28 protein-coding genes are annotated in these 25336 nt (G+C 67.3%); 16 read left to right on the forward strand and 12 right to left on the reverse strand.

Features of this window, described 5'->3' with window-relative positions; genetic code table 11:
• Positions 1–3 precede the first annotated feature (3 nt).
• Positions 4–1650 carry a serine hydrolase gene (locus tag WFK61_RS14155; protein ID WP_336812635.1) on the reverse strand — a complete coding sequence of 549 codons (1647 nt, stop codon included), beginning with the start codon at positions 1648–1650 and terminating at the stop codon, positions 4–6.
• Positions 1651–1946: 296 nt separating this feature from the next.
• Here WFK61_RS14155 and WFK61_RS14160 point away from each other — a divergent pair, with 296 nt between their 5' ends.
• The 3 genes from WFK61_RS14160 to WFK61_RS14170 all read left to right on the forward strand — a co-directional run bounded on the left by WFK61_RS14160 (position 1947) and on the right by WFK61_RS14170 (position 3672).
• On the forward strand, positions 1947–2294 hold the full coding sequence (locus tag WFK61_RS14160; protein WP_336812636.1) for a phasin family protein: 348 nt from the start codon (positions 1947–1949) through the stop codon (positions 2292–2294).
• A gap of 209 nt (positions 2295–2503) precedes the next feature.
• Positions 2504–3088: a methyltransferase family protein gene (locus WFK61_RS14165; protein ID WP_336812638.1), complete on the forward strand. Its 585-nt coding sequence runs from the start codon at positions 2504–2506 to the stop codon at positions 3086–3088.
• A complete protein-coding gene (locus WFK61_RS14170) occupies positions 3082–3672 on the forward strand; it encodes an SCO family protein (protein ID WP_336812640.1) in 591 nt (196 codons plus the stop codon). The genes WFK61_RS14165 and WFK61_RS14170 overlap by 7 nt, the downstream gene beginning before the upstream one ends.
• A gap of 32 nt (positions 3673–3704) precedes the next feature.
• Here WFK61_RS14170 and WFK61_RS14175 read toward each other — a convergent pair whose 3' ends face one another.
• From WFK61_RS14175 to WFK61_RS14200, 6 genes are all read right to left on the reverse strand, one after another.
• Positions 3705–4166 (reverse strand): GNAT family N-acetyltransferase, encoded by a 462-nt coding sequence (locus WFK61_RS14175; RefSeq protein ID WP_336812641.1) that lies wholly within the window; start codon positions 4164–4166, stop codon positions 3705–3707.
• 42 nt (positions 4167–4208) lie between these two features.
• The gene (locus WFK61_RS14180) at positions 4209–4595 is read right to left on the reverse strand and encodes an ACT domain-containing protein (RefSeq protein ID WP_336812642.1); all 387 of its coding nucleotides are present in this window, start codon (positions 4593–4595) and stop codon (positions 4209–4211) included.
• Between the two features lie 70 nt (positions 4596–4665).
• Complete coding sequence (locus tag WFK61_RS14185; protein WP_336812643.1) at positions 4666–5367, reverse strand: L,D-transpeptidase; 702 nt, start codon at positions 5365–5367, stop codon at positions 4666–4668.
• 176 nt (positions 5368–5543) lie between these two features.
• Positions 5544–5858: a hypothetical protein gene (locus WFK61_RS14190; RefSeq protein WP_336812644.1), complete on the reverse strand. Its 315-nt coding sequence runs from the start codon at positions 5856–5858 to the stop codon at positions 5544–5546.
• An 89-nt stretch (positions 5859–5947) separates the two neighbouring features.
• Positions 5948–6667 carry a L,D-transpeptidase gene (locus WFK61_RS14195; protein WP_336812646.1) on the reverse strand — a complete coding sequence of 240 codons (720 nt, stop codon included), beginning with the start codon at positions 6665–6667 and terminating at the stop codon, positions 5948–5950.
• A gap of 137 nt (positions 6668–6804) precedes the next feature.
• A complete protein-coding gene (locus WFK61_RS14200) occupies positions 6805–7608 on the reverse strand; it encodes a hypothetical protein (RefSeq protein ID WP_336812648.1) in 804 nt (267 codons plus the stop codon).
• Between the two features lie 269 nt (positions 7609–7877).
• Between WFK61_RS14200 and WFK61_RS14205 the strand changes: the two genes are divergently transcribed.
• Positions 7878–8153: a hypothetical protein gene (locus WFK61_RS14205; protein ID WP_336812650.1), complete on the forward strand. Its 276-nt coding sequence runs from the start codon at positions 7878–7880 to the stop codon at positions 8151–8153.
• A 114-nt stretch (positions 8154–8267) separates the two neighbouring features.
• Positions 8268–9797, forward strand: coding sequence for a UxaA family hydrolase (locus WFK61_RS14210; protein ID WP_336812651.1), 1530 nt, complete (start codon positions 8268–8270; stop codon positions 9795–9797).
• A gap of 18 nt (positions 9798–9815) precedes the next feature.
• Here WFK61_RS14210 and WFK61_RS14215 read toward each other — a convergent pair whose 3' ends face one another.
• Positions 9816–10790: a VOC family protein gene (locus WFK61_RS14215; RefSeq protein WP_336812653.1), complete on the reverse strand. Its 975-nt coding sequence runs from the start codon at positions 10788–10790 to the stop codon at positions 9816–9818.
• 210 nt (positions 10791–11000) lie between these two features.
• On the opposite strand from WFK61_RS14215, the gene WFK61_RS14220 reads away from it, so the two are divergent.
• A complete protein-coding gene (locus WFK61_RS14220) occupies positions 11001–11393 on the forward strand; it encodes a hypothetical protein (RefSeq protein WP_336812655.1) in 393 nt (130 codons plus the stop codon).
• Positions 11394–11399: 6 nt separating this feature from the next.
• On the opposite strand, the gene WFK61_RS14225 is transcribed toward WFK61_RS14220, so the two are convergent.
• Complete coding sequence (locus tag WFK61_RS14225; RefSeq protein WP_336812656.1) at positions 11400–12584, reverse strand: aminotransferase; 1185 nt, start codon at positions 12582–12584, stop codon at positions 11400–11402.
• Positions 12585–12690: 106 nt separating this feature from the next.
• Between WFK61_RS14225 and WFK61_RS14230 the strand changes: the two genes are divergently transcribed.
• Positions 12691–13446 carry an SIR2 family NAD-dependent protein deacylase gene (locus WFK61_RS14230; protein ID WP_336812657.1) on the forward strand — a complete coding sequence of 252 codons (756 nt, stop codon included), beginning with the start codon at positions 12691–12693 and terminating at the stop codon, positions 13444–13446.
• On the opposite strand, the gene WFK61_RS14235 is transcribed toward WFK61_RS14230, so the two are convergent.
• The gene (locus WFK61_RS14235) at positions 13443–14072 is read right to left on the reverse strand and encodes a LysE family translocator (protein WP_336812658.1); all 630 of its coding nucleotides are present in this window, start codon (positions 14070–14072) and stop codon (positions 13443–13445) included. The two genes, WFK61_RS14230 and WFK61_RS14235, sit on opposite strands and share 4 nt — an antisense overlap.
• A 200-nt stretch (positions 14073–14272) precedes the next feature.
• Here WFK61_RS14235 and WFK61_RS14240 point away from each other — a divergent pair, with 200 nt between their 5' ends.
• The gene (locus WFK61_RS14240; RefSeq protein ID WP_442896304.1) at positions 14273–14890 is read left to right on the forward strand and encodes a cold-shock protein; all 618 of its coding nucleotides are present in this window, start codon (positions 14273–14275) and stop codon (positions 14888–14890) included.
• Between the two features lie 65 nt (positions 14891–14955).
• Here WFK61_RS14240 and WFK61_RS14245 read toward each other — a convergent pair whose 3' ends face one another.
• On the reverse strand, positions 14956–15252 hold the full coding sequence (locus tag WFK61_RS14245) for a hypothetical protein (RefSeq protein ID WP_336812659.1): 297 nt from the start codon (positions 15250–15252) through the stop codon (positions 14956–14958).
• Here WFK61_RS14245 and WFK61_RS14250 point away from each other — a divergent pair.
• On the forward strand, positions 15247–16149 hold the full coding sequence (locus WFK61_RS14250; protein ID WP_336812660.1) for an HD-GYP domain-containing protein: 903 nt from the start codon (positions 15247–15249) through the stop codon (positions 16147–16149). The genes WFK61_RS14245 and WFK61_RS14250 overlap by 6 nt on opposite strands.
• Positions 16150–16158: 9 nt before the next feature.
• Here the strand turns inward: WFK61_RS14250 and WFK61_RS14255 are convergent, their stop codons facing one another.
• The gene (locus tag WFK61_RS14255; protein WP_336812661.1) at positions 16159–16509 is read right to left on the reverse strand and encodes a HesB/IscA family protein; all 351 of its coding nucleotides are present in this window, start codon (positions 16507–16509) and stop codon (positions 16159–16161) included.
• A gap of 86 nt (positions 16510–16595) precedes the next feature.
• Between WFK61_RS14255 and WFK61_RS14260 the strand changes: the two genes are divergently transcribed.
• The 7 genes from WFK61_RS14260 to scpB all read left to right on the forward strand — a co-directional run bounded on the left by WFK61_RS14260 (position 16596) and on the right by scpB (position 25297).
• Positions 16596–17849 carry a deoxyguanosinetriphosphate triphosphohydrolase gene (locus tag WFK61_RS14260; protein WP_336812663.1) on the forward strand — a complete coding sequence of 418 codons (1254 nt, stop codon included), beginning with the start codon at positions 16596–16598 and terminating at the stop codon, positions 17847–17849.
• Positions 17850–17884: 35 nt separating this feature from the next.
• Positions 17885–19651, forward strand: coding sequence for an arginine--tRNA ligase (argS, locus tag WFK61_RS14265; protein WP_336812665.1), 1767 nt, complete (start codon positions 17885–17887; stop codon positions 19649–19651).
• A 103-nt stretch (positions 19652–19754) separates the two neighbouring features.
• Entirely contained in the window at positions 19755–21317 is a 1563-nt protein-coding gene (locus tag WFK61_RS14270) for an SPOR domain-containing protein (protein WP_336812667.1), read from the forward strand.
• 186 nt (positions 21318–21503) lie between these two features.
• Entirely contained in the window at positions 21504–22598 is a 1095-nt protein-coding gene (locus WFK61_RS14275) for a TRAP transporter substrate-binding protein (protein WP_336812669.1), read from the forward strand.
• 117 nt (positions 22599–22715) lie between these two features.
• Positions 22716–23726 (forward strand): beta-N-acetylhexosaminidase, encoded by a 1011-nt coding sequence (gene nagZ / locus WFK61_RS14280; protein ID WP_336812671.1) that lies wholly within the window; start codon positions 22716–22718, stop codon positions 23724–23726.
• A gap of 48 nt (positions 23727–23774) precedes the next feature.
• The gene (locus tag WFK61_RS14285) at positions 23775–24605 is read left to right on the forward strand and encodes a segregation and condensation protein A (protein WP_336812673.1); all 831 of its coding nucleotides are present in this window, start codon (positions 23775–23777) and stop codon (positions 24603–24605) included.
• Positions 24602–25297 (forward strand): SMC-Scp complex subunit ScpB, encoded by a 696-nt coding sequence (gene scpB, locus WFK61_RS14290; RefSeq protein ID WP_336812675.1) that lies wholly within the window; start codon positions 24602–24604, stop codon positions 25295–25297. Before WFK61_RS14285 ends, scpB begins: the two co-directional genes overlap by 4 nt.
• Positions 25298–25336: the final 39 nt, after the last annotated feature.

Genomic DNA, 25336 nt, shown 5'->3' on the forward strand with positions numbered 1-25336 from the left:
TGATCAGCTGCGGGTGGCGAAGCAGGAGAAGCCGCCGCGCTTCAGCTGGTTGCAGGCATTCTGCGCATCCTTCGAGTCGTCGAAGCCGGCGAAGCGGGCGCGGAAGAGGGTGGAGCCGCCCTTCGCGACCTTCTCGGTGAAGGCCGAGGCGCTGGCGAGCGAGCCGGAGGCCTTGGCCTTGGCGCGGGCCAGGATTTCCTTGGCCTTGCCCTCGTCGTCGGTGGCGCCGAGCTGGATCACCCATTTGCCGGAGGCGACGATCGCCGCCTGATGCGACATCGCGGGAGCGGGTTCCGGCGCCTGCACCTTGGCCGGGGCGGCCTCGACCTTGCGGGCGGCCGGGGCGGCGGGAACTTCAACCTTGGCCTCGGCGACCTTCACCGGCTCGGCGACGGGCTCGGGCGCCCTGGCGATCGAGGAGGTGACGTCGACATTCGCCGGCGGGCGCAGGACCTTGGCGTCGGCCGGCTGGGCGCCAATCGACCAGCGCATGGCGGACGGCGTCGTGGTGGCCGCGACCGGGCGCATGCCGGAAAGCTGGACGGGCTGGGCGCCGACGGAGACCGGGCGCGGCGGCGCGATCGGCGTGGTGGTCGGCATCGGGGCATAGGCGCGGGCGGCGGCCGGGAGGGGCGGCTGCTCCTCAACCTGCGGCTGCTGGCGCGGACGCGGCACCGGGATCGGCGTGGGCTCGGCCACGGCGGCCTGCTGGATCGAACGCGGGCGCTCTTCCGGCTCCGGGGCTTCGGCGACCATCACCGAGGAGCGACCGCTGGTCGAGGCGCGCGGCAGGCTGGCCAGCACGAGATCGGTCATGATCTTGTCGCGCGAGGCGCCGGAACGGCCGCCGAGCACGATCGAGACGACATGCCGGCCTTCCGACTTGGCCGAGGTCATCAGGTTGAAGCCGGAGGCGCGGGTGTAGCCGGTCTTGATGCCGTCCACGCCCTCGACCTTGCCGAGCAGGCGGTTATGCCCGCGGATCGTGCGGCTGCCGTACTGGAAGGCGCGCATCGAGAAGAGCGGGTAGTATTTCGGGAAGCGCTCCTGGATGGCGCGGGCGAGGATGGTGAGGTCGCGCGCCGTCGTCAGGTTCGGCGGGGAATGGGGCAGGCCGTGCGGGTTGTAGAAGCGGGTCGAGCTCATGCCGAGCGAGCGCGCCCTACGCGTCATCTGCTCGGCGAAAGCCTCCTCGGAACCTGCGATGTTCTCGGCGACGACGACAGAGGAGTCGTTGGCCGAAAGCGTGATCATGCTCTTGATGGCGTCCTCGACCGCAATGGTCGAGCCGGCGCGCAGGCCGAGCTTGGTCGGCGGTTGCGAGGCCGCATAGGACGAGACCTTGAGCTCGGAATCCATGGTGAAGCGGCCACGCTCCATCTGCTCGAAGAGCATGTAGAGCGTCATGACCTTGGTCAGCGAGGCCGGGATGCGCGCGGCATCCTCGTTGACTGCATGCAAGGTGCGGCCGGTCTTCGCGTCGACCACCATCGCGGCATAGGGAGGGGTGTAGCCGCCACCGCCGGCATGACGGCGCTTGCGCGCCTCCGCTGGAGAGGAAGCGATCGTGGCCGCAACGGCGACGACACCGATCAGACCGGCAACGGCCCGCAGACGCGGCCGCCGCAACCCAACGCAACCAGACAACATGAACCCGCCTCGAACACACAACCATGGGCCGATCCCGCGCCTGGCTCATCGTGGCGCAGGGGACACAGTTGGAGAGGTTAGGCGGTTGCGGTTACGGAGCCGTTAAAACTTGAACGGTTGCCAGTGGAACGATCTGCGTTTGGTGCATTGCAGCGTTCTCTTGACATTCATGTTGCAATGCACAATATGCGGTCAGTCCCCGGTGGTGATCACGGTCACACGACCTTGGGGCAGCGTATCGGGCCATCCTGGCCCATTCACCTGAGGCGGCACCGCAGAGTGCCAGGAGACGACCCATGATCCAGCAGTTCGAGACCATCCAGAAGGCTTCCAAGGACAACGTCGATGCGGCCCTGAAGGCTTTCGGCGCCACCTCGAAGGGCGTGCAGACCATCGCCGTCGAGACCACCGACTATGCCAAGAAGTCCTTCGAGGCCGGCACCGCCACGCTCGAGAAGCTCGCTGGCGTGAAGACCTTCGACAAGGCCCTGGAGATCCAGGCCGACTTCATCAAGACCTCGTTCGAGGGCGCCGTCGCCCAGCTCACCAAGATGGGCGAGCTCTACACCGCTCTCGCCAAGGACGCCTACAAGCCGTTCGAAGGCATCGTTGCCAAGGCCGTTCCGGCTGCTCCGAAGGCGTGATTCCGGCCGGCGGCCGAAAGGCTGCCGATGTTCCGTGAGTTCAGTTGCGTTTGCGAACCCCGGCCGAAAGGCCGGGGTTTTTCGTTGGGCGGAGCTTACGCCTGCGGCATCGGGCGCCATTGAGATTCGCTTCCGATTAGGGCTTGAAGCTCTAGTGACTTCAGCTTGTAGAGGAGAGGTCCCGCTGCCGCCGTGAGCCGGAGACCGCTTTGTCCAAGACCGAGATTGCCGCCTATCTGATCACGCTCGGCTATGTCGGAGCCTTCCTGTTTCTGTCGCTGAAGCAGGCGCGCGCGAGCGGCCAGCCGGTCTGGATCTTCACGCGCGGCAGCCGATCGCAGCGTCTGCCTGCGCTCCTGTTCAAGCTCGGCTTTGCCGGAAGCGTGCTTTGGCCGCCGGTTCGCGCTCTTCTTGGCGGGGAGGCGGCGTTCGGCATGCTGTCCGGTCTTCCCGGTCTCATGCTCACGGTCAGCGGCGCGGGACTGGCGCTCTGGGCCCAGCTTCATATGGGGCGCTCGTGGCGCATCGGTGCGGCCGAGGGCGAGAGCGGTGCGATCGTCGATAGCGGTCCGTTCGCCTTCTCGCGGAATCCGGCCTTCGTCGGCCAGGCGCTGCTGTTCACCGGCCTGTTCCTTGTCCGTCCGGGCGTGGTCGAGCTGGTATTCGCGCTCGCGGTGCTCGTTGCCATCGCCTTGCAGGTGCGGATCGAAGAGGGCGTGCTGCGCCGCGATCTCGGCGTACCTTATCTCACCTATCAGCGCCGGGTGAGCCGCTGGGTCGGCCGGCCATGCTGAAGCTGGTGCGCTATGGAGCCTGGGCGCTCGTCCTGATCGTCGGCTTCGTCTCGACCTCGATCCTGATGGGCTGGTGGATGTCGGAACGCACACGGACGGAGCAGCCGGTCGCGATCGGCGGCGCGTTCTCGCTCACCGACCACACCGGCAAGGCGGTGACCGATGTCGATTTCCGCGGCAGCCCGCTCGCTGTGTTCTTCGGCTTCACGCATTGCCCGGAGGTCTGCCCGACCACGCTCCTGCGGCTGGGCGGCCTGACCCGGCAGCTGGGGGCGGATGCCGCGCGGTTGAAGATCCTGCTGATCACGGTCGATCCGGAGCGCGATACGCCGGCGCAGCTCGCGCTCTATCTGCAATCCTTCGATCCGGGCGTGACCGGTCTCACCGGTTCGCAGGCGCAGGTCGATGCGGTCATCGCAGGCTTCAAGGCCTATGCGAAGAAGGTCCCCGTCGATGGCGGCTACACCATGGACCATACCGCCAACGTCTATCTGATGACGGGCGAGGGCGCCTTCCGCACGATGATCGACTATCACGAGGCCGATTCATCGGCGCTGGCGAAGCTGCGGATGTTGCTGCGCTGAGTCGAGAGACGCAGGATCGTGCGGCTCGCGCCTTATTCCGCGCGAACTGGGAGCCGCCTGGCCTGAAAGCCGGTCTTGGACTGCTCGAAGCCGGCTGCCTCGTAAAACGCCAGCGTGGACGGCTTCTTCGAACCCGTCATCAGCATCGCCTTGTAGCAGCCGGCTGCCCAGGCGCGGTCGAGGGCGGCCTTCAGGATCGTCTTTCCCAGCCCGCGATTGCGATGGCCCGTGTCTGTGACGACGTTCTCGATCAGCGCATAGGGCGTTCCGCCCCGCGTCAGGTTCGGGATCACGATCACGGTGCAGCTTGCGACGAGATCGCTACCGAGGAAGCCGAGCAGGACGGCGCTCCCTTCGAAGCTCCGCAGCTTCTCCAGAATGACCGCTGCCTTGTCGCCAGGGCAGGGCGCATCATCCGGGAAGAGGTGGCGATAGAGAGCCTGCAGCGCGGGCAGGTCGGCCGGCTCGGCGGCGCGAATAATGAGATCGGTCATGTCGAAAGGAGGCGCTGATCGCCTTCGCCGGAACGGCAGCTTCTAGGATATGAAGACATGACCTGCCTGTTCGAGCAGGTCCTGGGATTTCTCCCAATCGGCATCGGCGACGAGGATATGCTCGCCGTCGAAGGTGCAAGCCACGAAAACGCCGATGCCCTGGCTGGATAGAGGCTCAATCAGCGCCTGCACGATTCCGGTCGCGTTGAAGGGGATCGGCCCGAGGCTGCGGAAGCAGCGCCAGTTCCTCTCCGCTTCGACGGCGTCAGGTATCCGCTCCTGCAGGCAGACGAGCGTCAATTCGTCGTCGGCGCGCATCAATGCGGAAAAGCCGGGACCGTCGAACCAGTTCGGGATGGGCGAGGCCGGGCCGAGCCGTGCAACGCCATAGATGCCGGCAACGGCGCGCAGTCTCACGGCAACGGACATGACGCCATCCTCCCATGAAAAAGGGCGGCGCTCCGGCGCCGCCCCTTCTATCCGCATTGATGTCCTTGGCTCAGGCCGGCAGGACGACCACTTTCGTCTTGACCGGCGTCTGGTCGTAGAGGTCGATCATGTCCTGGCTGAGCAGGCCGACGCAGCCGCTGGTGATGCCGGAACCGATCGATTCCTCGTCGCTCGACGCATAGATCGTGTAGAGCGTGTACTTGCCGTTCTGGTAGAGGTGCAGCGTGCGGGCGCCGAGCGGGTTCTCGAGTCCGCCCGGCATGCCGCGGGCATATTTCGCCGCTTCGGGCTGGCGCTTGATCATTTCCGGCGGCGGCGTCCAGGTCGCCCATTCCGACTTGCGGCCGACATAGGCGTCGCCGTTCCAGCGGAAGCCGTCGCGGCCGACATTCGCGCCGTAGCGAGTGGCGTTGCCGCCGTCCTCGATGCGGTAGACATAGTAGTTGGCGGGATCGACGATGATCGTGCCCGGCGCTTCCTTGGTCTCGTAGCGGACGGTGCGGCGCCAGTACTTCGGATCGACCTTGGCGATGTCGGCGGCGGGAATGGCGAACTTCTTGTCGGGCACCGGCCCATAGGTCTGCTGTGCCTCGGCGAGGCTCATGCCGTCGGTCGCGGCACAGCCGCCGAGCCCGAGCGCTCCGAGGCCGGCCGCCGAGCCGACCAGGAACGAGCGGCGATCGACAAGCCCAGACCGGCGCGCGAGCGAAGCCATTCCGCCGGCACCGGCATTCCTACCGTCCATGATCATGATCCGGGATTTCCCATGTCCTGCTGCCTGGCGAGACCTTGCTCCAGCATGCACGCGTTAAACTCGATAGCCGGGCGGAGATTGCCGTCACGGGGCTCCGCTGGCAAGCGCCAGCTTGTGTCGACGGCGCGACGATGCAGACGAAAAAGAGCGACGGTTGCCCGTCGCTCTTGAGATCACCACCAGCCCGGAGGCGGCGGAGGCGGATAATAGCGCGGCGGCGGCGGGCCCCAGCCTGGGCCGGGACCGTAACCATAGCCGCGCGGCGGACCATAGCCCCGGCCGTAGCCGTAACGGCGATCATAGCGCTCCTGGCGCAGGTTCTCTTGGATGATCATGTGCCGCCGCTCGGCCGCGGCCGACCAGGAATACTCGGCAGGCGCCTTGTCGAGGCGCTCGGCCAGTGCTTTCGGCAAAGCTTCGGAGGCCATGGCCGGTGCGGCGAGCGCGCTCCCGACGGCAATCGTGGCAAAAATCAACAGCTTGCGCATGGCAAACTCCTTTCGATGGCGATCAAACCACGCGGCGCCTCAACGAAACCTGAACAGGCCTGTTGGCTGCCGTTCATCTTGCCCGCAGGTCAGACGGGCAGCACCGTCACCGGCGTGCCCGGCGCCACGCGCGCATAGAGATGGGCGATGTCCTGATTGATCATCCGGATGCAGCCGGATGAGACGTTGGTGCCGACCGTGTAGGGCTCGAACGTGCCGTGGATGCGGTAGCCGAGATCGCGGCCCTCGCCGAAGAGGTAGAGCGTGCGGGCGCCGAGCGGACTTTTCGAGCCGCCACGCACGCCGAGCCCGCGCGGGGTCTGCTCGAGCTGGGCCCTGATCGCCGGGTCGCGCGCGATCATCTCGGGAGGCGGGACCCAGTCGGCCCAGTCGCGCTTCATGTTGATCCGGGCCGCGCCGGACCAGCCGAAGCCTTCGCGCCCGACGCCGACGCCATAGCGGGTCGCGACACGCGGAGACTCGACGAAATAGAGGTGGTAGCCGGCAGGGTCGACCACGATCGAGCCGGGCTTCTCGTCGCGCGGAAACTCGACGGTCTGCCGGAGGTAACGGGGATCGATGCGCTGATAGTCGATCGCCATGATCGGAAAGCGCTCGCCGGGATAGTCGGTATAGACCTCGGCGTAGTTGGGCTTGGCGAGCGTGCGGGTCGCGAGACCCTGCGGGCTCTGCCCGAGCGAGCCCGAGCCGATTTCGGGGAGGGCGACGATGCTCCGCGACCCGCATCCGGCAAGTCCTGTCGCCGCGACGGACAGGGCGGGAAAGGTAAACGAGCGGCGGGTCAGCATGGGGTATCTCTCAGGAAGGCCTGAGGAGATACATCGGCTTGGATGGTTACTGTTGGGTGAATTCGCGGTTCGAGGCCTGTTTACGCTCTGGAAACGCGCGATCGATCCGACGTCCACCCTCGCCCCCGCCGCTCCACTCAGCCGATAGCACGAGCTGTGCTCCATTGGCCGATGCCGGCGTCGTCCTCCAGCACGGCATCGTTCAGGGTCCAGCGGGGAATGCTGCGCATCCGGCCGAGCCCGGCGAAAAGGTCGGCAAAGCCGCCATCCGGTGCGATCTCGCGCAGCACCGCGTCGAGCTCCTGTCCGAATCCTTGAAACCCCTCGGCATCCACTTCGCTCAGGTGAATCTGGTTCCAGGTCGTGCCAAGCGACGGGGCTTCGAACAGGACAGCGGCCGTCTCCATCGTCCTGAACGTCCCGAGCTTTCCCATCGCGACGAGATTCGCTGCCGCAGGGCCGATATAGCGCCGCATGATCTCGCGATAGTCGCGGAGATGGGCGGGCGCGACATCGAGATACTCGATCGACGGCTTTCGATGCGGGCGGTGGGATGACCCGGTCCAGCCGCGCGGAAAGACGAAGGAGGCGGGCGTCGTGACCAGGATTTCGGCCCGGAGCAAATTGAGGCCGGCTGGCGATACGCTGCCGACGAGATCGGCAATGACTTCGCTGGGAACGATATCCCGAAAATAGATGAACTCGGCATGGCTCCAGACGGGCGCGTCGGATTGGCTCTTGAAGATCGAGCTGTGGCGATAAAGCGCGCGGCCGAGGCAGGTTTCGCCGAAATGTCGCCACTGGCCCGCCGCCCGTTCCAGGGCCTCGCTTGCTTCTACCGAGCTGGCGTCGAGGGTGCGGGCCAGCACCACGAGGCGCTCGTCCGGCTCGACGCAAACGAGGCCGGGTTCGTTGGGGAAGTCCGTCGACTGCTGCGGCATTGTCATTCGCTTCCTGTTGCTCGCCCTTCGGCCATAGCGTCTGGCGGCAGAAGGGCTGATTGCCGCTCATTTCGCCACATCAAACCTCCCTGCGAGGTTATTGGGCAACCACGCGGATTTCGGAACGGCCGCGCAGGCTGAATGCGGACCTGACCATCCGTCATTTGAAGGATGAAGCCCGCGGCCATTTTAGTTACCCATACGTAAACTTGGTGGCTCGGATAAGCGCGAAAAGTGCGGCGCCATCAAAAGGGGAAGGGGATACGCACATGTTCAATGTCGCCTTCGCGCGTGACCGCCAGTCCGACATGGTGATCGTGCCGGTCGAGGCCTCGTTCTCCGAGCTATGCCGGAGCGAGCAGCAGAGGATCATCGACCGCATCGGGCAATCGGCCGAGGATGCCGGATGGCGGGGCGTGGTCGTCACGGTCTGGGACAAGGGCGGCAAGCTCGGCTTCCGCGCGCCGCTCGCCCTGCACTCCTACCTGCGCTCGCGAACGATGGGCGAGATTTGCGCAGGCCTGAGCGCGCGGCTGGACTATTAACTCGACGGGCGCATGGCCGTTTCCTCATTTGAACCGATTGAAAACAGCGCCGGTTGGGCGCATCTCTAGGGGCGCGCGCCGCCGTCGCGGTGCCCGGAGGTTTCGGTTCCCGCCATGCTCGACAAGTCCGCGCCGCCCCGCACGCTGAAGCTCAACGCCGCCGACAATGTCGTCGTCGCCGTCGATCCCGTGGATCTCGGCGTGACCGCGGCGGGCGTCGAGGCGCTGAAACGGATACCGCGCGGGCACAAGATGGCGATCGTGCCGATCGCCAAGGACCAGCCGATCCGCAAGTTCGGCCAGATCATCGGTTTCGCCACGGCCGATATCGTGCCCGGCGACTGGGTCCACGAGCACAATACCGGTTTCCATGCCTTCGATCGCGATTATGCCTTCGCTGCCGAGGCGAAGCCGGAATTCGTGCTGCCGGTCGAGCAGCAGGCAACCTTCGAGGGCTTCCGCCGCGCCAATGGCAAGGCCGGCACGCGCAACTATGTGGGCATCCTGACCTCGGTGAACTGTTCGGCTTCGGCCGCGCGCTTCATGGCCGAGGAGGTGAAGCGCTCCGGCCTGCTCGCCGATTATCCCAATGTCGACGGCGTCATCGCGCTGACCCACGGCACCGGCTGCGGTATCGACTACAACGGCGAGAGCTTCGAGGTGCTGAAGCGCACCACCTGGGGCTATGCCTGCAATCCGAACATGGCGGCGGTGCTCGTCGTCGGGCTCGGCTGCGAAGGCTTCCAGATCAGCCGCATGAAGGAGGCCTACGGTATTTCCGAGAGCGACGTCTTCCGGACGCTGACGATCCAGGAGACCGGCGGCACCAAGAAAGCCGTCGCCGCCGGCATCGATGCGCTGAAGACCATGCTGCCGATCGCCAACAAGGCGGTGCGCGAGACGGTGCCGGCGTCCGAGCTGATGCTGGCTTTGCAGTGCGGCGGTTCGGACGGCTATTCGGGCATCACCGCCAATCCGGCGCTGGGGGCTGCCGTTGACATCCTCGTCGAGCATGGCGGCACAGCGATCCTCTCCGAGACGCCCGAGATCTACGGCGCCGAGCATCTACTGACGCGCCGCGCCGCGACGCGCGAAGTCGGCGAGAAGCTGGTCGGCATCATCAAGTGGTGGGAGGATTACACCGAGCGCGCCCGGATGAGCATGAACAACAACCCCTCGCCGGGAAACAAGGCGGGCGGGCTCACCACCATCCTGGAGAAGTCGCTGGGCGCGGCCGCCAAGGGCGGCACCAAGACGCTTTCGGCGGTCTATCACTATGCCGAACCAGTGAAGGAGAAGGGCTTCGTCTACATGGACACGCCCGGCTACGATCCGGTCGCGGCGACGGGGCAGGTGGCCGGCGGCTCGAACATCCTCGCCTTCACCACCGGGCGCGGTTCGGCCTATGGCTGCAAGCCGACACCCTCGGTGAAGCTCGCGACCAATACGCCGATCTACGAGAAGATGATTGACGACATGGACATCAATTGCGGCGACGTGCTCGACGGCGTCTCGCTGGAACAGAAGGGCCGCGAGATCTTCGACAAGCTGCTGAAGGTTGCCTCGGGCGAGCGGTCGAAATCAGAAGAGCTCGGCTATGGCGACGCCGAATATGTGCCCTGGCAGATCGGCGCGACGATGTGAGGACCGGGCAGGGCGCGCTCAGCCCTGTAGCAGCCTGACGCGCGTGCCCCAGGGATCGAGGCTCTCGAAGCCGCCGGCGATCGGCGCTGCCGTCAGCTTCGCGCCGGTCAGGCGCTCGGCCTGCGCGGCCATCAGGTCCGGCTTCTGCGTCATCAGCGAGAACCAGGCGAGCCCGGTGCTGGCTTCGTCGCGCAGCCCGGCACCGGCGCTGTTCCAGGTGTTGAGCGCGAGATGGTGATGGTAGCCGCCTGAGGACAGGAAGCTCGCCGTGTCGCGCCGGCTGGTCGGGGCGAGCCCGAGCAGGTCCTTGTAGAACCTGTCGCCGGCATCGACATCGCCGACGCGCAGGTGGATATGCCCGATGCGAAGCCCGTCCGGCGCCCTGGCATAATCGCTGATGCCGGTATTCGTCAGCGACAGGATGCCGTCTACATCGAGGCGGTGTGTGCCCATCACCACGCGCCCGTTGTCCCAGCGCCAGTTCTCGGCGGGGCGATCGGCATAGACCTCGATGCCGTTGCCTTCGGGGTCGTTGAGATAGACGGCCTCGCTGACGCTGTGGTCGGCGAAGCCGGTCAGTGGCGTCTGGTTGCGCGCGACATGGACCAGCCAGCGCGCGAGATCCCGCCGGCTCGGCATCAGGAAGGCGATGTGGAAGAGCCCGGCGGCCGTCGGCGGCTCAAGGGCCGCGCCCGGCTTAGGCTCCAGCGTCAGCAGGGCGCCCTCGGCGGTGCCAAGCGTGACGGAGGCGGCGCCGCGTGCCAATACTGAAAGGCCGATGACGTCGCGGTAATAGCCGGTCATTCGCTCGATATCGCGGACCTTCAGAGCGGCTGCCCCGATCCGGATCGGCGTCTTGCTGGCGAAGCCCGGCCCGGCAGCCGGCGCGGCAACGGGGCCGCCTTCAGCACGGGCGGCGAGGCTGGCTGCGCCTGCGAGCGAAGCCACGCCGGCGAGTTGGAGCAGGAAGCGGCGGGTCTGGGCACTGTTCATCGGTCGAGGCATGGGGCTGGCGTGGCGGCCGCTGCCGTCATGAACGGAAGCGGGCACCGACGCATCTCACAAGCGCGTGGGCCGGTTTGCCGGGCGCGCCGGAATTTTCGCCGCGTGATTGAACCGGACCATCGTGGGCCGCGACCAAGGATGGCTCCGACGCTGGTTGCCAGCGACACCGGAGCGCTTCTTCCATCGGTCCGGATCTCCATGAAGACCTTCTTCCTCGTCACCATCCCGCGCGTCCTGCTCGGGGTGATCTTCCTGATCAGCGCCGTCGACGGCTTCTGGTGGCTCGCCACGGGTGCGAACCTGATCCATCCGCCGACCAGCCCGCGCGGCGTCGTCTTCGAGACCGCCTTGCAGGATTCGGGCTTCATCTGGCCCTTCATCAAGGCGATCAACCTCACCGGCGCGCTCAGTCTGATCTCCAATGTCGTGCCGGCCTTCGGCCTGGCGCTCATCGCTCCGGTCATGGCGGTGATCGTGCTGTTCCACGCCACGATCAACCCGCAGGGCCTGCCGGTCGCGATCACCCTCGTCGTGCTAGGCTCGATGCTGGTCTGGGCCTATCGCGACCGCTACGCGGAGCTGTTCCGGTAGGGCTGCCTAGACCGAAAACCCCGTCAGCCGCTCGCGCAGGCCTTCGATCCTGTCCGCCGCGACATTGGCGATGGCGATGCGCAGGTGGTTCTCCTGGCCGGGGCCGAAATAGGGGCCGGGCAGGGCGAGCACGCCGCAATCCTCGACGAGGCGGCGCGCAACCTCGGCTGCCTTCACGCCCTCGAACGGGTGGGCGACATAGGCGAAATAGGCGCCGGCCGAGAGCACGCGCCAGCCGTTCAGCGGCGCCATCGCCTTGCGGAAGAGATCGGCGCGGACGTTGATCTCGGCGCGGTTGCGCTCGCGCCAGTCGCGAATGCCGTCGATGCCCCAGGTGACGGCGGCCTGCCCGGCCCGCACGGGGCTGATCTGGACGCAGTCGAGCACCTTGCCGATCTGGGTGAGGGCTGGCTCGCCGGCCGTGATCGCGCCGAGGCGCCAGCCCGGAATCGCATAGGCCTTCGAGAAGCTGTAGAGCCCGATCACCGAATCCTGCCAGCTCGTTGTCGCGAAGACCTCATGTGGCCTCGCAACGTCCGCAGGCAGAAAATCGCGATAGGTCTCGTCGAGAACCAGCCAGATGCCGCGCCTTGCGCAGAGCGCAGCGAAGGCGGCGATGGTCTGCAGCGGATAGACCGCGCCGGTCGGGTTGTTGGGCGTGACGAGGACGATGGCGCGGGTGCGGTCGTCGATCAGCGCCTCGGCCGTCGCGACATCAGGCACGAAGCCGGCCTCCGGCGCGCAGGGCAGCGGGCGGGCTTCGACGCCGAGCATGGTCAACGTCATCTCGTGATTGAAATACCAGGGCGTCGGCAGCAGCACGTTGTCGCCGGCCCGCGCCAGCGCCATCATCGTGACGACATAGGCTTGGTTGCAGCCGGAGGTGATCGCGACCTCGGCCGGCGCGAAGGTCGTGCCGTATATGCGCGATATCTCGGTGGCATAGGCTTCGCGAAGGGCTGCGTCGCCGGTGATGCCGCCATAGCGCGTGCTGCCGGGCTCGGCCGCGGCCGCCGCGAGCTTCTCGAGCAGGGCCTCCGGCGGCGGGGCGCCGGGGACCGCCTGCGAGAGGTCGATCAGCGGGCCGCGGGCGCCGCCATAGGCGCGGGCCCAGCCTTGCGCCTCCGGGATCGGCGGCGTGCCGGTATCGATGAGATCGGGATTGAGCGATGCTGTGGCGGTCGTCGGCATGGTCTCACTGGTTTGCGGCGTGCGTGGCTTTGCGTCAATCGCCTTGGAAGCGCAGCAAACCCGCGCCATATCTGGAGCGCTTCCAATCCAGCGACCGGGCGGGTTCATGCAGGACGAGACCGAGGATGCCATTGCCGCGCTGCAGGGGCTGCTCGACGAGGCGGACAGCATCGTCAGCTTCACCGGCGCCGGCATCTCGACGGAATCCGGCGTGCCGGATTTCCGCACGCCGGGCTCGCCCTGGATGGTCAACAAGCCGATTCCCTACGACGCCTTCGTCCAGAGCCACGAGGTTCGCGTCGAGGCCTGGCGCCGCAAGTTCACGATGGACGACCATTATCGCGGCGCTGAGCCCAATAGCGGCCACCGGGCGCTCGCCCGGCTGGTCGCGGAGGGGCGTTCGCCCGCGATCGTCACGCAGAATATCGACGGGCTGCACCAGGCCTCCGGCGTGCCCGAGGACAAGGTGATCGAGCTGCATGGCAACGGCACTTATGCGACCTGCCTGACCTGCGGCTGGCGGCATGAACTGGCGGCGATCCGGCCCGTCTTCGAGGCGACGGGCGAGCCGCCCGAATGCATGATCTGCGGCGGCCCGGTGAAATCCGCGACGATCTCCTTCGGGCAGGCGATGCCGCAGGAGGCGATGAAGCGGGCGCAGATGCTGGCGCTGGAATGCGACCTCTTCCTCGTCGTCGGCTCGTCGCTCGTGGTCTATCCGGCGGCGACGCTGCCGGTGATCGCCAAGCGGCAGGGCGCGAAGCTCGTCATCCTCAACCGCGAGCCGACCGAACTCGATCCGATCGCCGATCTCGTCATTCGCGCCGAGAGCGGGGCCGTGCTTGGCGCCCTGCGGGGCTAGTCGCGCGAGGCGAGCGCCAGCCTGAGGGCAAGGCCGCCGAAGACCGCGCCCATCAGCCTTTGCGGCAGGCGGGCCAGGGCAGGTCGGCTGGCCAGTACCTGGCCGATGCGGCTCGCCGCGAGGATGACGATGCCGTTCATCAGTAGGCCCATGACGTTCAGGATCGTCGCGAGGACGATGACCTGAAGCGCGATCGAACCCAGTTCCGGCTTCAGGAACTGCGGCAGCAGGGCTAGCATGAACAGCGCCATCTTGGGGTTGAGCAGGTTGGTCCAGAGCCCTTGCAGGAAGATGCGCTGCAGCGGGACGGCGGCAACACGATCCGGTGCGAACAGCGGCGCCTGCGAGCGCAGGGTCGTCCAGGCAAGGTAGGCGAGATAGGCCGCGCCGACCCAGCGCAGCACGTCATAGGCCGTGGGCACGAGGATGAAGAGCTGGGACAGGCCGAAAGCCGCCGCAAAGGCCTGGAGATAGCTGCCGATCGCGATGCCGGCATAGGTGAGGAGGCCGGCCATCCGGCCCTGGCTCAGGCTGCGCGAGGCGATCAGCAGCATGTCGGGGCCGGGCGTGGCCGTGAGGACCGCCGCCGCGGCGGTGAAGAGCGCGAGCGTGGACAGGTCGAGCATGGCGAATCCCGCTGATGTGGCGTTCCGGCATCATGGCACGACCCTGGCCGCCGCCGTCACGCGCCTGCCGATGGCCCGATCTGTGCGGCTGTCGGGGCTACCGGATGATGTGGACGAATTTTTCGGGGCTGTATCCTGAATCGGCAGCAATGGTATCGTGACAACGCGAATCAAGCGTTGCGCGTGGGGGTGAGCGGCACATGTCCGACGAATTCGGTGAGAGCGGGCGGCCACCGATGGGTCCTATCCAGTCACTCAATCGTGTCATGCGGCTCGATGGGCCGGGCAGCCACGTTTCGGAGGTGCCGGTCGAGGTCACCGGCTACGTCAAGTGGTTCGATGTGTCCAAGGGCTATGGCTTCGTCGTGCCGGAGGCTGGCGGTGCCGATGTCCTGCTCCATGTCACGATCCTGAAGCGCGACGGATTCAATACGATAGCGGAAGGGGCTCGCATCGTGCTCGAAGCCGTCGAGAAGGCTCGCGGCCGTCAGGCCGTGCGCGTGCTCTCGATCGACACGACCTCCGGCCGTCACCCGTCCGAGATGCCGATGGCACGCACCAATGTCGCGGTCTCGCCGACGAGCGGGCTGGAGCGCATGGTGGTGAAGTGGTTCAACCGCCTGCGTGGCTTCGGCTTCGTCTCGAAGGGCGAGGGCGCGCCCGACATCTTCGTGCATATGGAGACGCTGCGCCGCTACGGCCTCGTCGAGCTGGTGCCGGGGCAGACCGTGCTGGTGCGTTATGGACCGGGGCCGAAGGGTCTGATGGCCGCCGAGATTCATCTGGAACAGGACGTGGCCGCGACCGCGGCGCACTGAGCCGCGCGGAGACCGGAGAGGCAACCGCCCCTTCGGCTTCGCTTCGCGTTCCACTTTGTTTGCGATCAGTCCCAGTATTCGCGACCGGCTTTACGGTTCATCAATCCGCGCGGCGTTGAGATGCTGGCTTCTTCGGAGGCCGCGTCATCGTTCTTCTGCTCAGTGATCACGACGAGCGCCGTCAGGCGTTGCAGCGGATGCTCTCCGTCTGGGGTCCGTGCGCAGCACTGTCGCTTGGCGGTAGCGGGGACGCTCCGCATGAAGGCGCCACCCTTCTCGTCGTCGATGTCGATCTTTCCGAACGTTTGAGCATCGAGGCGACGCGTGCGGCGCTCGCGCCGCGCCTGCATGCCGGCATGCATTGCATCTTCCTGCTCCGCGACATGTCGAGTCGCTGCCAGATTCAGGCCAATGCGCTCGGCGCGACCGATATCCTGCCGACCGATGTCCCGACCGGCGTGCTGCTCGACAAGATCGGGCTCTTGCTGACCCCACCCGGCCAGTCCGAGGCTGCGGCGGCGCTCGGGCAGCGCTTCGTCGCGGCCTCGGCGGCACTCTCCGATCTGATGGGGGCGGCCGGGTCCGGCGCCGGATTGCCGATGAAGGCGATCGAGGACAGCGTCACTGCCCTCAACCGCGCGGCCGATAGCGGCGACCTCAACGCCTGGCTCGACATGGTGTGGCGTCACGACGATGCGACCTACCAGCATTGCCTGCTCGTGTCGGGCCTGGCTGCCGCTTTCGCCCAGCGGCTCGGCTTCCGCGAGGCCGACCGGCGATTGATCGCCGAGGCTGCCGTCCTGCACGATATCGGCAAGGCCCGGATTCCACTCGACATCCTGCGCAAGCCGGCGAGCCTTTCGCTGAAAGAGCGCGAGGTCATGCGCGAGCATCCCGGAATCGGCCATGACATGCTGGTCGCGCAGGGGGGCTTCGCACCGCTGGTTCTCACCGCGGTGCTCTCGCATCACGAATATCTCGACGGTTCGGGCTATCCGCACGGGCTCAGCGCGGGTGAGATTCCCGATCCGGTGCGGATCATCACGATCTGCGACGTCTACGCGGCGCTGATCGAGCGGCGCAGCTACAAGCCGCCGATGCCGCCGGGCGATGCCTATGCGACGCTCGTCGCGATGGGCGGAAAGCTCGATCGCGATCTCGTCAGGGTCTTCGGCGAGGTCGTGCTCGATGCCGAGATCGGCCGGCTCGGTCAGTACGGCAAGCCTGTCCTCAAGCGCGCGGCCGGGCATGCCGCCTGAGGGCAGAGCCTAGACCGCGAAGGACGTCCCGCAGCCGCAGGAGCTCGTCGCGTTCGGATTGGTGATGCGGAAGGACTGGCCGATCAGGTCGTCGACGAAGTCGATCGTGCAGCCTTCGAGCAGATCGAGCGAGGTCTCGTCGATCAGGACGGTGGCGCCGTCACGCTCGATGACGAGATCGTCCGGCGCCTTCTCCCGGTCGACGTCGAAAATATACTGGAAGCCGGAGCAGCCGCCGCCGGCCACGCTGACGCGCAGCATCGAGCCCGGCGGCTCCTGCGCCATCACCGAGATGATCCGTTTGGCGGCGTTCGCGGTCACCGCGATGCCGCGTGGATTGACCGCAAGATCGGTCGACATGGTCAGATGCTCCTTGCACCCTGGTTGCCCGGAAAGGTAATGGCCCGGCAGCGCCTCTACAAGCACGGGCGCGCGACGGGGCAGCCATGCCGCATCCACAGACCCAGCCTTCCGGCTTTTCCTTCGCGCCCGGCACCGAGCCGGGGGAGCGCTGGCGCGCGCCCTATGCCTGCCGCTCGACGACGAGTCGCGGCCGGCTGGTGGCGGAGCCGGCCTCGGCGACGCGCGGCGAATTCCAGCGCGACCGCGACCGCATCATCCATTCGACCGCCTTCCGCCGGCTGAAGCACAAGACGCAGGTCTTCGTCTCGCATGAGGGCGACCATTACCGCACGCGCCTGACCCATACGATCGAGGTGGCGCAGATCGCCCGCGCCCTGGCGCGTGCGCTCGGGCTCGACGAGGATCTGGCCGAGGCCTTGGCGCTGGCGCATGACCTCGGCCACACGCCCTTCGGCCATACCGGCGAGGACGCGCTGGAAGAATGCATGGCCGGGTTCGGCGGCTTCGACCACAATGCCCAGACGCTCCGGATCGTGACGCGGCTGGAGCGGCGCTATGCCGATTTCGACGGGCTCAACCTGAGCTGGGAGACGCTCGAGGGCCTCGTCAAGCATAATGGCCCGCTGCTCGACCATCAGGGCAGGCCGACGGCGCGCTATGCCAGGAGCGGCATCCCGGTCGCGATCGTCGAGTATCAGGAGCGTCAGGACCTCTGGCTCGACAGCTATGCCTCGGCCGAGGCGCAGGCGGCCGCGCTGGCCGACGACATCGCCTATAATGCCCATGACATCGATGACGGCCTGCGTGCGGGGCTGTTCGGCCATGCCGAGCTCCGGGCGGTGCCGTTCCTCGCCGAATTGCTCGACGAGATCGAGCGGCGCCATCCGGGGTTGGAACGGGCGCGCGCCACCAACGAGCTGGTGCGGCGCGTGATCACGCGCTTCGTCGAGGACGTGATCGCGGAATCGCAGCGGCGCCTGACCGCGCTGATGCCCGATGATGCGGATGCGATCCGGCGGGCGGATGCTCCCGTCATCGCCTTCTCGCCGGTGATCGAGACGGCAGACCGCGATATCAAGGGCTTCCTCTATCCCAACATGTATCGCCACCCGCGCATCGCGCCGATCCGGGCCGATGCGGCGCAGGTCGTGCGCGACCTGTTCCAGCGCTTCAGCGCCGATCCGGCGGCGATGCCGGAGGAGTGGGCGGCGGGTTGCGATCCGCTCGACGAGCACCGCCGCGCGCGGCGTATCGCGGACTATATCGCAGGGATGACGGACTGGTACGCGCTCGACGAGCACCGCCGCCTGTTTGACGCCACCCCCTCGCTGCGATAGGGCCGGGCGGCTTTCCATCCGCAATCGTGGCCGCAATGAACCTGTTCGAGATCTATTCCGCCCGTCTTCACACCGCGCTCTCGGCCCTGGCCGAGCGAGGCGCGCTCCCGGCCGGCCTCAATCTCGCGCGCGTCGTGGTCGAGCCGACCAAGGACCCGGCCCATGGCGATCTCGCCACCAATGCCGCGATGGTTCTGGCCAAGGATGCCGGCACGAACCCGCGCGCGCTTGCCGCGCTGCTGGTCGAGGAATTGTCCAAGGACCCGGAGATCACCAAGGCCGAGATCGCCGGCCCCGGCTTCATCAACCTGACGCTGCAGCCGGCCGTGTTCACGGCAGTGCTGAAAGCCGCGATCGAGGCTGGCCTGGATTACGGGCGCGGCGCGCCCAAGCCCGAGCCGAAGGTCAATGTCGAGTACGTCTCGGCTAATCCGACCGGGCCGATGCATGTCGGCCATGGCCGTGGCGCCGTGTTCGGCGATGCGCTGGCGAGCCTGCTCGCCTTCGCCGGCCATGACGTCACCCGCGAATACTACATCAACGATGCCGGCGCGCAGGTCGACGTGCTCGCCCGTTCCGCCTTCCTGCGCTACCGCGAGGCGCTGGGCGAGGATATCGGCGCGATTCCCGAGGGGCTCTATCCCGGCGACTATCTGGTCTCGGTCGGCAAGGCGCTCGCCGAGCAGTATGGCGATACCTTGCGCGGCAAGGCCGAGTGGGATTGGCTCCCGCTCGTCCGGCAGGCGGCGATCGACGGCATGATGGCGATGATCCGTGACGATCTCGCCGCGCTCGGCGTCGTCCACGAACTGTTCTTCTCCGAGCGCTCGCTGCAGGGGCGGGACGGCAATTCCAACGCCGTGCACCAGACCATCGAGGATCTGCGGGCGCGTGATCTCGTCTATGAAGGCCGCCTGCCGCCGCCGAAGGGCCAGAAGGACGAGGACTGGGAGGACCGCGAGCAGACCCTGTTCCGCGCCACCAAGTTCGGCGACGATGTCGACCGGCCGCTGCTGAAGTCCGATGGCAGCTACACCTATTTCGCCAACGACATCGCCTATCACCGCTCCAAGTTCATGCGCGGCTTCCCCGAGATGATCGACGTCTGGGGCGCCGACCATGGCGGCTATGTCAAGCGCATGCAGGCGGCCGTGAAGGCCGTGACGAACGGGCAGGGCTCGCTCGACGTCAAGCTCTGCCAGCTCGTGCGGCTGCTGCGCAATGGCGAGCAGGTGCGCATGTCCAAGCGCTCCGGCGACTTCGTCACCCTGCGCGAGGTCATCGACGAGGTCGGCCGCGATGCGGTGCGCTTCATGATGATCTTCCGCAAGAACGACGCGACGCTGGATTTCGATCTCGGCAAGGTCGTCGAGCAGTCGAAGGACAACCCGGTCTTCTATGTCCAGTACGCGCATGCGCGCTGCGCCTCGATCTTCCGGCAGGCCCGCGAGGCTTTCCCGGATATCGACCTGTCGACGCCGGCGCTGGCCGGGGCCGATCTGTCGATCCTGACCGACGAGGCCGAGATCGGCGTCGTCAAGATGCTCGCGTCCTATCCGCGAATCATCGAGGGCGCTGCCGCTGCTCACGAGCCGCATCGCGTGGCCTTCTTCGTGCATGAACTGGCGAGCGCCTTCCACTCGCTCTGGAACAAGGGCAAAGACTCGCCGCAATTACGGTTCGTTAATCAAACTGATCGAAAGTCGACCTTGGCGAGATTGGCGTTCGTGCACGCGGTGCGCAGCGTCCTTGCTTCCGGTCTGGCTGTCGCCGGAGTTGCGGCGCCGGAAGAGATGCGCTGACGGAAAAGGCTTTTTCCGGCGGCGCGCACAAGGTCAGGTTGACCGCACAGAGTTCCCGGTTCTTCCATAGGAGGAAGCGGCTTGTGCTGGAATGGATCGTACCATGAGTGAGCCAGCTAGGAACCGTTTCGCGCTCGATCTTGAAGATCTCGAGCGCCAGCTGCGCGGAGCCGGGCAGACGCCCCGCCCGGGGCAGCAGGCCGACCCGCTTGCGGAACTGACCCGCATCGTCGGGCAGGACGATCCGCTGAAGGACATCTTTGCCGAGCGGCGCCAGCCGCCGCGCCCTGCGATGCGCCAGGAGCCGAGCTTCGAGGTCGTGCCGCAGCTGCCGGCGCCGGCCGTTCCCGAAGCGAGCCAGCCCCCGGCCGAGATGCGCGGCGCGCTCGACGAGTTCGAGGCGCTGCTGCGCCGCACCGAGCCGCGGCGAGCGCAAGCCCCGGTGCCCGCGCCGGTGCAGCCCGCTCCTCAGCAGGATTTCGAGCCCGATTTCGACCTGCCCGAGCCGCTGCCTTATGCCCGCCCGGCGGCGATGCAAGGCGCGGCCCAGCCGCGTGATCTCGACGAGGCCGTGCCGCAGCATCACGCGCCGGCTGCCTATGCCGATGAACCGGCGACCTATGATTATAGTCATGCCCAGCAGGCGATGCCCGCGCCCGAATACGGCGAAGACGACATGCCCGACCTTGAGCCGCGCCGCTCGCGCAAGGGGCTCTGGGCCGCGGCTGCGGTCATCGCCGTCGGCCTCGTCGGCGTCGGCGCCGCCTTCACCCTGCGCGGTGGCTCGGCGACCAAGGACGGCCAGCCTCCGGTGATCACGGCCGATTCCGGTCCGGTCAAGGTCGCGCCGGCCAATCCGGGCGGCGCCGAGATTCCGAACCAGAACAAGCAGATCTACGAGCGCAGCGCGGAAGCGCCGGCGGCGCCGACCAAGGTCGTGAACAACGAAGAGCAGCCGGTCGACGTGCAGCAGGCCGCCCGCTCGATGCCGCCGCGCGTCGTCGCCGGTGCCGGCACTGCGCTTGCCGCCGCTCCGAGCGCGCCTGAGCGCAGCATCGCTCCGGCGGAGCCCGGCCTGACGCCGATGCCGCCCGTGCCGGGCCTCGGTGAACCGCGCAAGGTTCGCACCGTCTCGATCCGTCCGGACGGCACCCCGGCGCAGGCTCCGATTGCCATCGATCAGCCGATCGCGACCGGTTCGGCGCCGACCCGCTCGATTGCCAGCCAGACGGGGAATTCGGCCCTGGCGCAGTCTCGCCCGGTCCAGCTTCCCGCCGCCGCGGCCCCGAAGATCGAGGCCCGCGCCACGACGCCGCCGGCCGCGACCACGCCGGTCGCGCCGACCCGCCTCGCCAGCGCCGCGCCGGCTCCGGCCGCCGTTCCGCCGGCGCCGGCCACGGCCGCTGTCCGCGCCGGCACCGGCGATTTCGTGGTGCAGCTCGGTGCGCCGGGCAGCGAGAGCGAAGCCCGCGCCACTTTCGCGGCGCTCCAGCGCAAGTATCCGCAGCAACTCGGCGGCCAGGCTCCGATCGTCCGCAAGACCGAGCTTGCCGGCGGCAAGACGGTGTTCCGCCTCCGCGTCGGGCCCTATTCCCGCGAGGATGCGACCTCGATGTGCACGGCGCTCCAGGCTGCCGGCGGACAGTGCTTCATCGCCAAGAACTGATCGCGTCCGACCTGTGACGCGATATGACGGCGGCGCCCATCGGGCGCCGCCGTTCTCATTTGAATCAGACGCATGACAGGGTGTGTTGCCACGCTTGTTTCATGCGTTCGGCCATGCGAGTAGCCTCCCCAACAACGAGTGGCCTGCCCCGAAATGGCGGGCTGGCAGAACGCTGGAGGTAAACCCATGGATCGCCGCAAGTTCGTCAAGGTCGCCGGTGCCGGCGCCGCAGGCAGCGCCGTCATCGCCGCGCCCGCGATTGCCCAGTCGCAGCCCAAGATCAATTGGCGCCTGACCTCCAGCTACCCGAAGAGCCTCGACACGCTGTTCGGCATCTCGACCCATGTCGCCAAGCGCGTCGCCGAGATGACCGACAACAATTTCCAGATCCAGGTCTTCGCGCCGGGCGAGATCGTGCCGGCCCTGCAGGCGCTCGACGCCGTGCAGAACGGCACTGTCGAGTGCAGCCACACGCTGGCGAGCTTCTATATCGGCAAGGACCCGGCCTTTGCCTTCGAGACCTCGCTGCCCTTCGGCTTCAATGCCCGCCAGCAGAATGCCTGGCTCTACCAGGGCGGTGGCCTCGAGCTCTGCCGCGCCTTCATGAAGGGCTTCAACGTTTACACGATCCCCTCGGGCAATACCGGCGCGCAGATGGGCGGCTGGTTCCGCAAGGAGATCAAGTCGCTGGAGGACCTGAAGGGCCTGAAGTTCCGCATCGCCGGCCTCGGCGGGCGGATCATGGCGCGCCTCGGCGTCGTGCCGCAGACCATCGGCGGCGCCGACATCTACCCGGCGCTGGAGCGCGGCACGCTCGATGCGGTCGAATTCTCCGGCCCCTATGACGACGAGAAGCTCGGCTTCGTGAAGGTCGCCAAGTACTACTACTACCCCGGCTTCTGGGAGGGGAACGCCAATGTCAGCTTCCTCGCCAATCAGGACAAGTGGAACGAGCTGCCGGCCTCCTACAAGGCGATCGTCGAGGCGGCCTGCGCCGAGGCGAACGCGCATTGCCTGGCCAAGTACGACCACAACAATCCCGACGCGCTGATTCGCCTTGCCGGCACCGGCGCGGAGCTGCGGCCCTTCCCGCAGGAAGTGATGACGGCGGCGTTCAAGGAGGCTTTCGCCATGTATGGCGAGCTTGCCGCCAGCAACGCGAACTTCAAGACCTTCTACGATTCCTTCCTGCCGTACTGGAAGAAGGAGCAGCTCTGGTTCCGCATCGCCGAGCTGCCCTTCGACGCGTTCAACGCGCAGGCCTACCAGCAGGTGAAGTAACGATACGGGCGGGCGCGGATCATTCCTGACCGCGCCCGCGCTGCTTTCTGTGTTCTCGCATCGGCCTTGTCCGAAAACCGCATTTCCCTTTTCGGGCCGATGCCGTAACCCGATGTCATGACATCGCGCGCCTTCATCGCCGGCTGCCTCGGCACGAGCCTCACCGCGGACGAGCGGGCCTTCTTCCGCGACGCAAGGCCCTGGGGCTTCATCGTCTTCAAGCGCAACACGCAGTCGCCCGAGCAGGTCGCGGCGCTGACCGCCGAGATGCGCGAGACGGTCGGCTGGCACGCACCGATCCTGATCGATCAGGAAGGCGGTCGGGTCCAGCGCATGGGGCCGCCGAACTGGCCGAAATACCAGTCGGCCCGTGCCTTCCTCGCGATCAACGACCCCATCCGCCAGCGCGAGATCGTCCGCCTCAACGCCCGCCTGATGGCGCATGACCTGAAGAGCGTGGGCATCGATGTCGATTGCCTGCCGGTGCTCGACGTGCCGGTCGCCGGCAGCCATGACGTGATCGGCGACCGCGCCTATGCCCATGATCCCGATCAGGTGGCGCGGCTCGGCAGGGCGGCGGCCGAGGGGTTGATCGCCGGTGGCGTGCTGCCGGTCGTCAAGCATATGCCCGGCCATGGCCGCGCGCGCGCCGACAGCCATCACGACCTGCCGATCGTCGACGCCTCGCTGGACGATTTGCGGGCGCATGATTTCCGGCCGTTCCGGCATCTCGCCGACATGCCGCTGGCCATGACCGCGCATCTCGTCTTCACCGCTCTCGATTCCAGGAACCCGGCGACGATCTCCCGCAAGATCGTGCGCGAGATCATGCGCGGCGAACTCGGCTTCGACGGGCTGATCATGACCGATGATATCTCGATGAAGGCGCTGTCGGGCTCGTTCGAGGCCAAGTCGCGTGCCGCGATCCGGGCCGGCGTCGATGTGATCCTGCATTGCCACGGCATCATGGACGAGATGATCGCGGTCGCCGGGGCCGTGCCGGAGATGACCGGCGCCCGCGCCCGCCGCGCCAACGCAGCGCTCGGCCGCATCCGGCATGAGCCGGAGCCGGTCGATCTGGAGGCCGCGCGCGCCGAGATCGCCGCGGCGCTTGCCTTGAGCGCCTGAACGGCCGAATCTGCGCCTTCGGGGATGACAGGTGGGGCAGGGCCTTCGATGACGGCCGAATTGCCATTCGAGGAAGACCGCGAGCAGCGCGCGGGCGAGCCTTCGCTCGTCGTCGATGTCGACGGCTATGAAGGGCCGCTCGACCTGCTGCTCGATCTCGCGCGCCGGCAGAAGGTCGACCTGCACCGCATCTCGATCCTGGCGCTGGCCGAGCAGTACCTCACCTTCGTCGAGGAGGCGCGGGCGCTGCGGCTCGAACTCGCCGCCGATTATCTCGTGATGGCGGCCTGGCTGGCCTATCTCAAGTCGCGCCTGCTGTTGCCCGAGCCGCCCAAGGGCGAGGAGCCAAGCGCTGCCGACCTTGCGACGGCGCTGGCGCTACGCCTGCGCCGGCTGGAGGCGATCCGCGCCGCCGCGAACAAGCTCTCGGCCCGCGAGCGATTGGGGCTCGATGTCTTCGCGCGGGGCGCACCGGAGGAGATCGTCGCCGGCGCCCGGCCGGTCTGGGAGGCGGAGCTCTACGACCTGCTCGCAGCCTATGCCCAGCAACGGCAGAAGCGGGTCCAGGGGCATATCTCGGTCGGTCACCGCGCCGTCTGGTCGTTGGTCGAGGCGCGCGAGGCGCTGCAGCGTTTGGTCGGCGCCGCCGGTGACTGGACCGAGCTTGACGACTATCTCACGCAGTACATGAGTTCTCACGGCCTGCCGGCGCGGGAGATGCGGGCGACGGTCCGGGCTTCCGCGCTCTCGGCGATGCTGGAAATGGTGCGGGAAGGGGTGATCGACCTCAGGCAAGAGGAGGCTTTCGCGCCGATCCAGGTGCGTCGCCGCTCGGCCCGGCCGGAAGGGCTGCCCTTCGCGGCCAAGGACGCTTCATGACCGGCGTGGCGGCTGAACCCGAGGATGCCGAGGCAGATGGCGGCGCGGAGGCCTTTTCGCTGGCGTTGCGCGTCGTCGAGGCGCTGCTGTTTGCCTCCGCCGTGCCGTTGACGGCCGAGGCGCTCGGCCGCGCCATTCCTGCCGGTATCGCTATCGAGCAGGTGCTGGCCCGGCTCGCCGAGGATTATGCGCTGCGCGGGGTCAATCTGCGTCAGGTCGCCGGCGGCTGGGCTTTCCGGACGGCGCCGGACCTCGGCTACCTGCTCGCGGCTGAGGCGGAGCCGCCGCGCCGGCTGTCGCGGGCTGCGCTCGAGGTGCTGTCGATCATCGCCTATCACCAGCCGGTGACGCGGGCCGAGATCGAGGAGATCCGCGGCGTCGCCACCGCCAAGGGCACGCTCGATATCCTGCTGGAGGCGGGCTGGGTGCGGTTGCGCGGGCGGCGTCGCTCGCCCGGCCGGCCGATCACCTATGGCACGACGCCGGGCTTCCTCGACCATTTCGGGCTCGACCGTATCGACGATCTGCCGGGGCTGGAGGAACTGAAGGGCGCGGGCTTCATCGAAGGGCGCCTGACGCGCGACCTCGCGGTGCCGGTTCCCGACGACGATCCGGGTCTGCGCGACGACGAGGACCCGCTCGGCGACCTGTTCAGCCCGCTTGACGACGGCGAAGGCGGATCGCAGGGGTGAGGAGCGGGCACCGTGATCGTGCAATCGTTTTGCACGGCG

Source organism: Allobosea sp. MMO-172 (assembly GCF_037147855.1).
Lineage (GTDB): Bacteria > Pseudomonadota > Alphaproteobacteria > Rhizobiales > Beijerinckiaceae > Allobosea.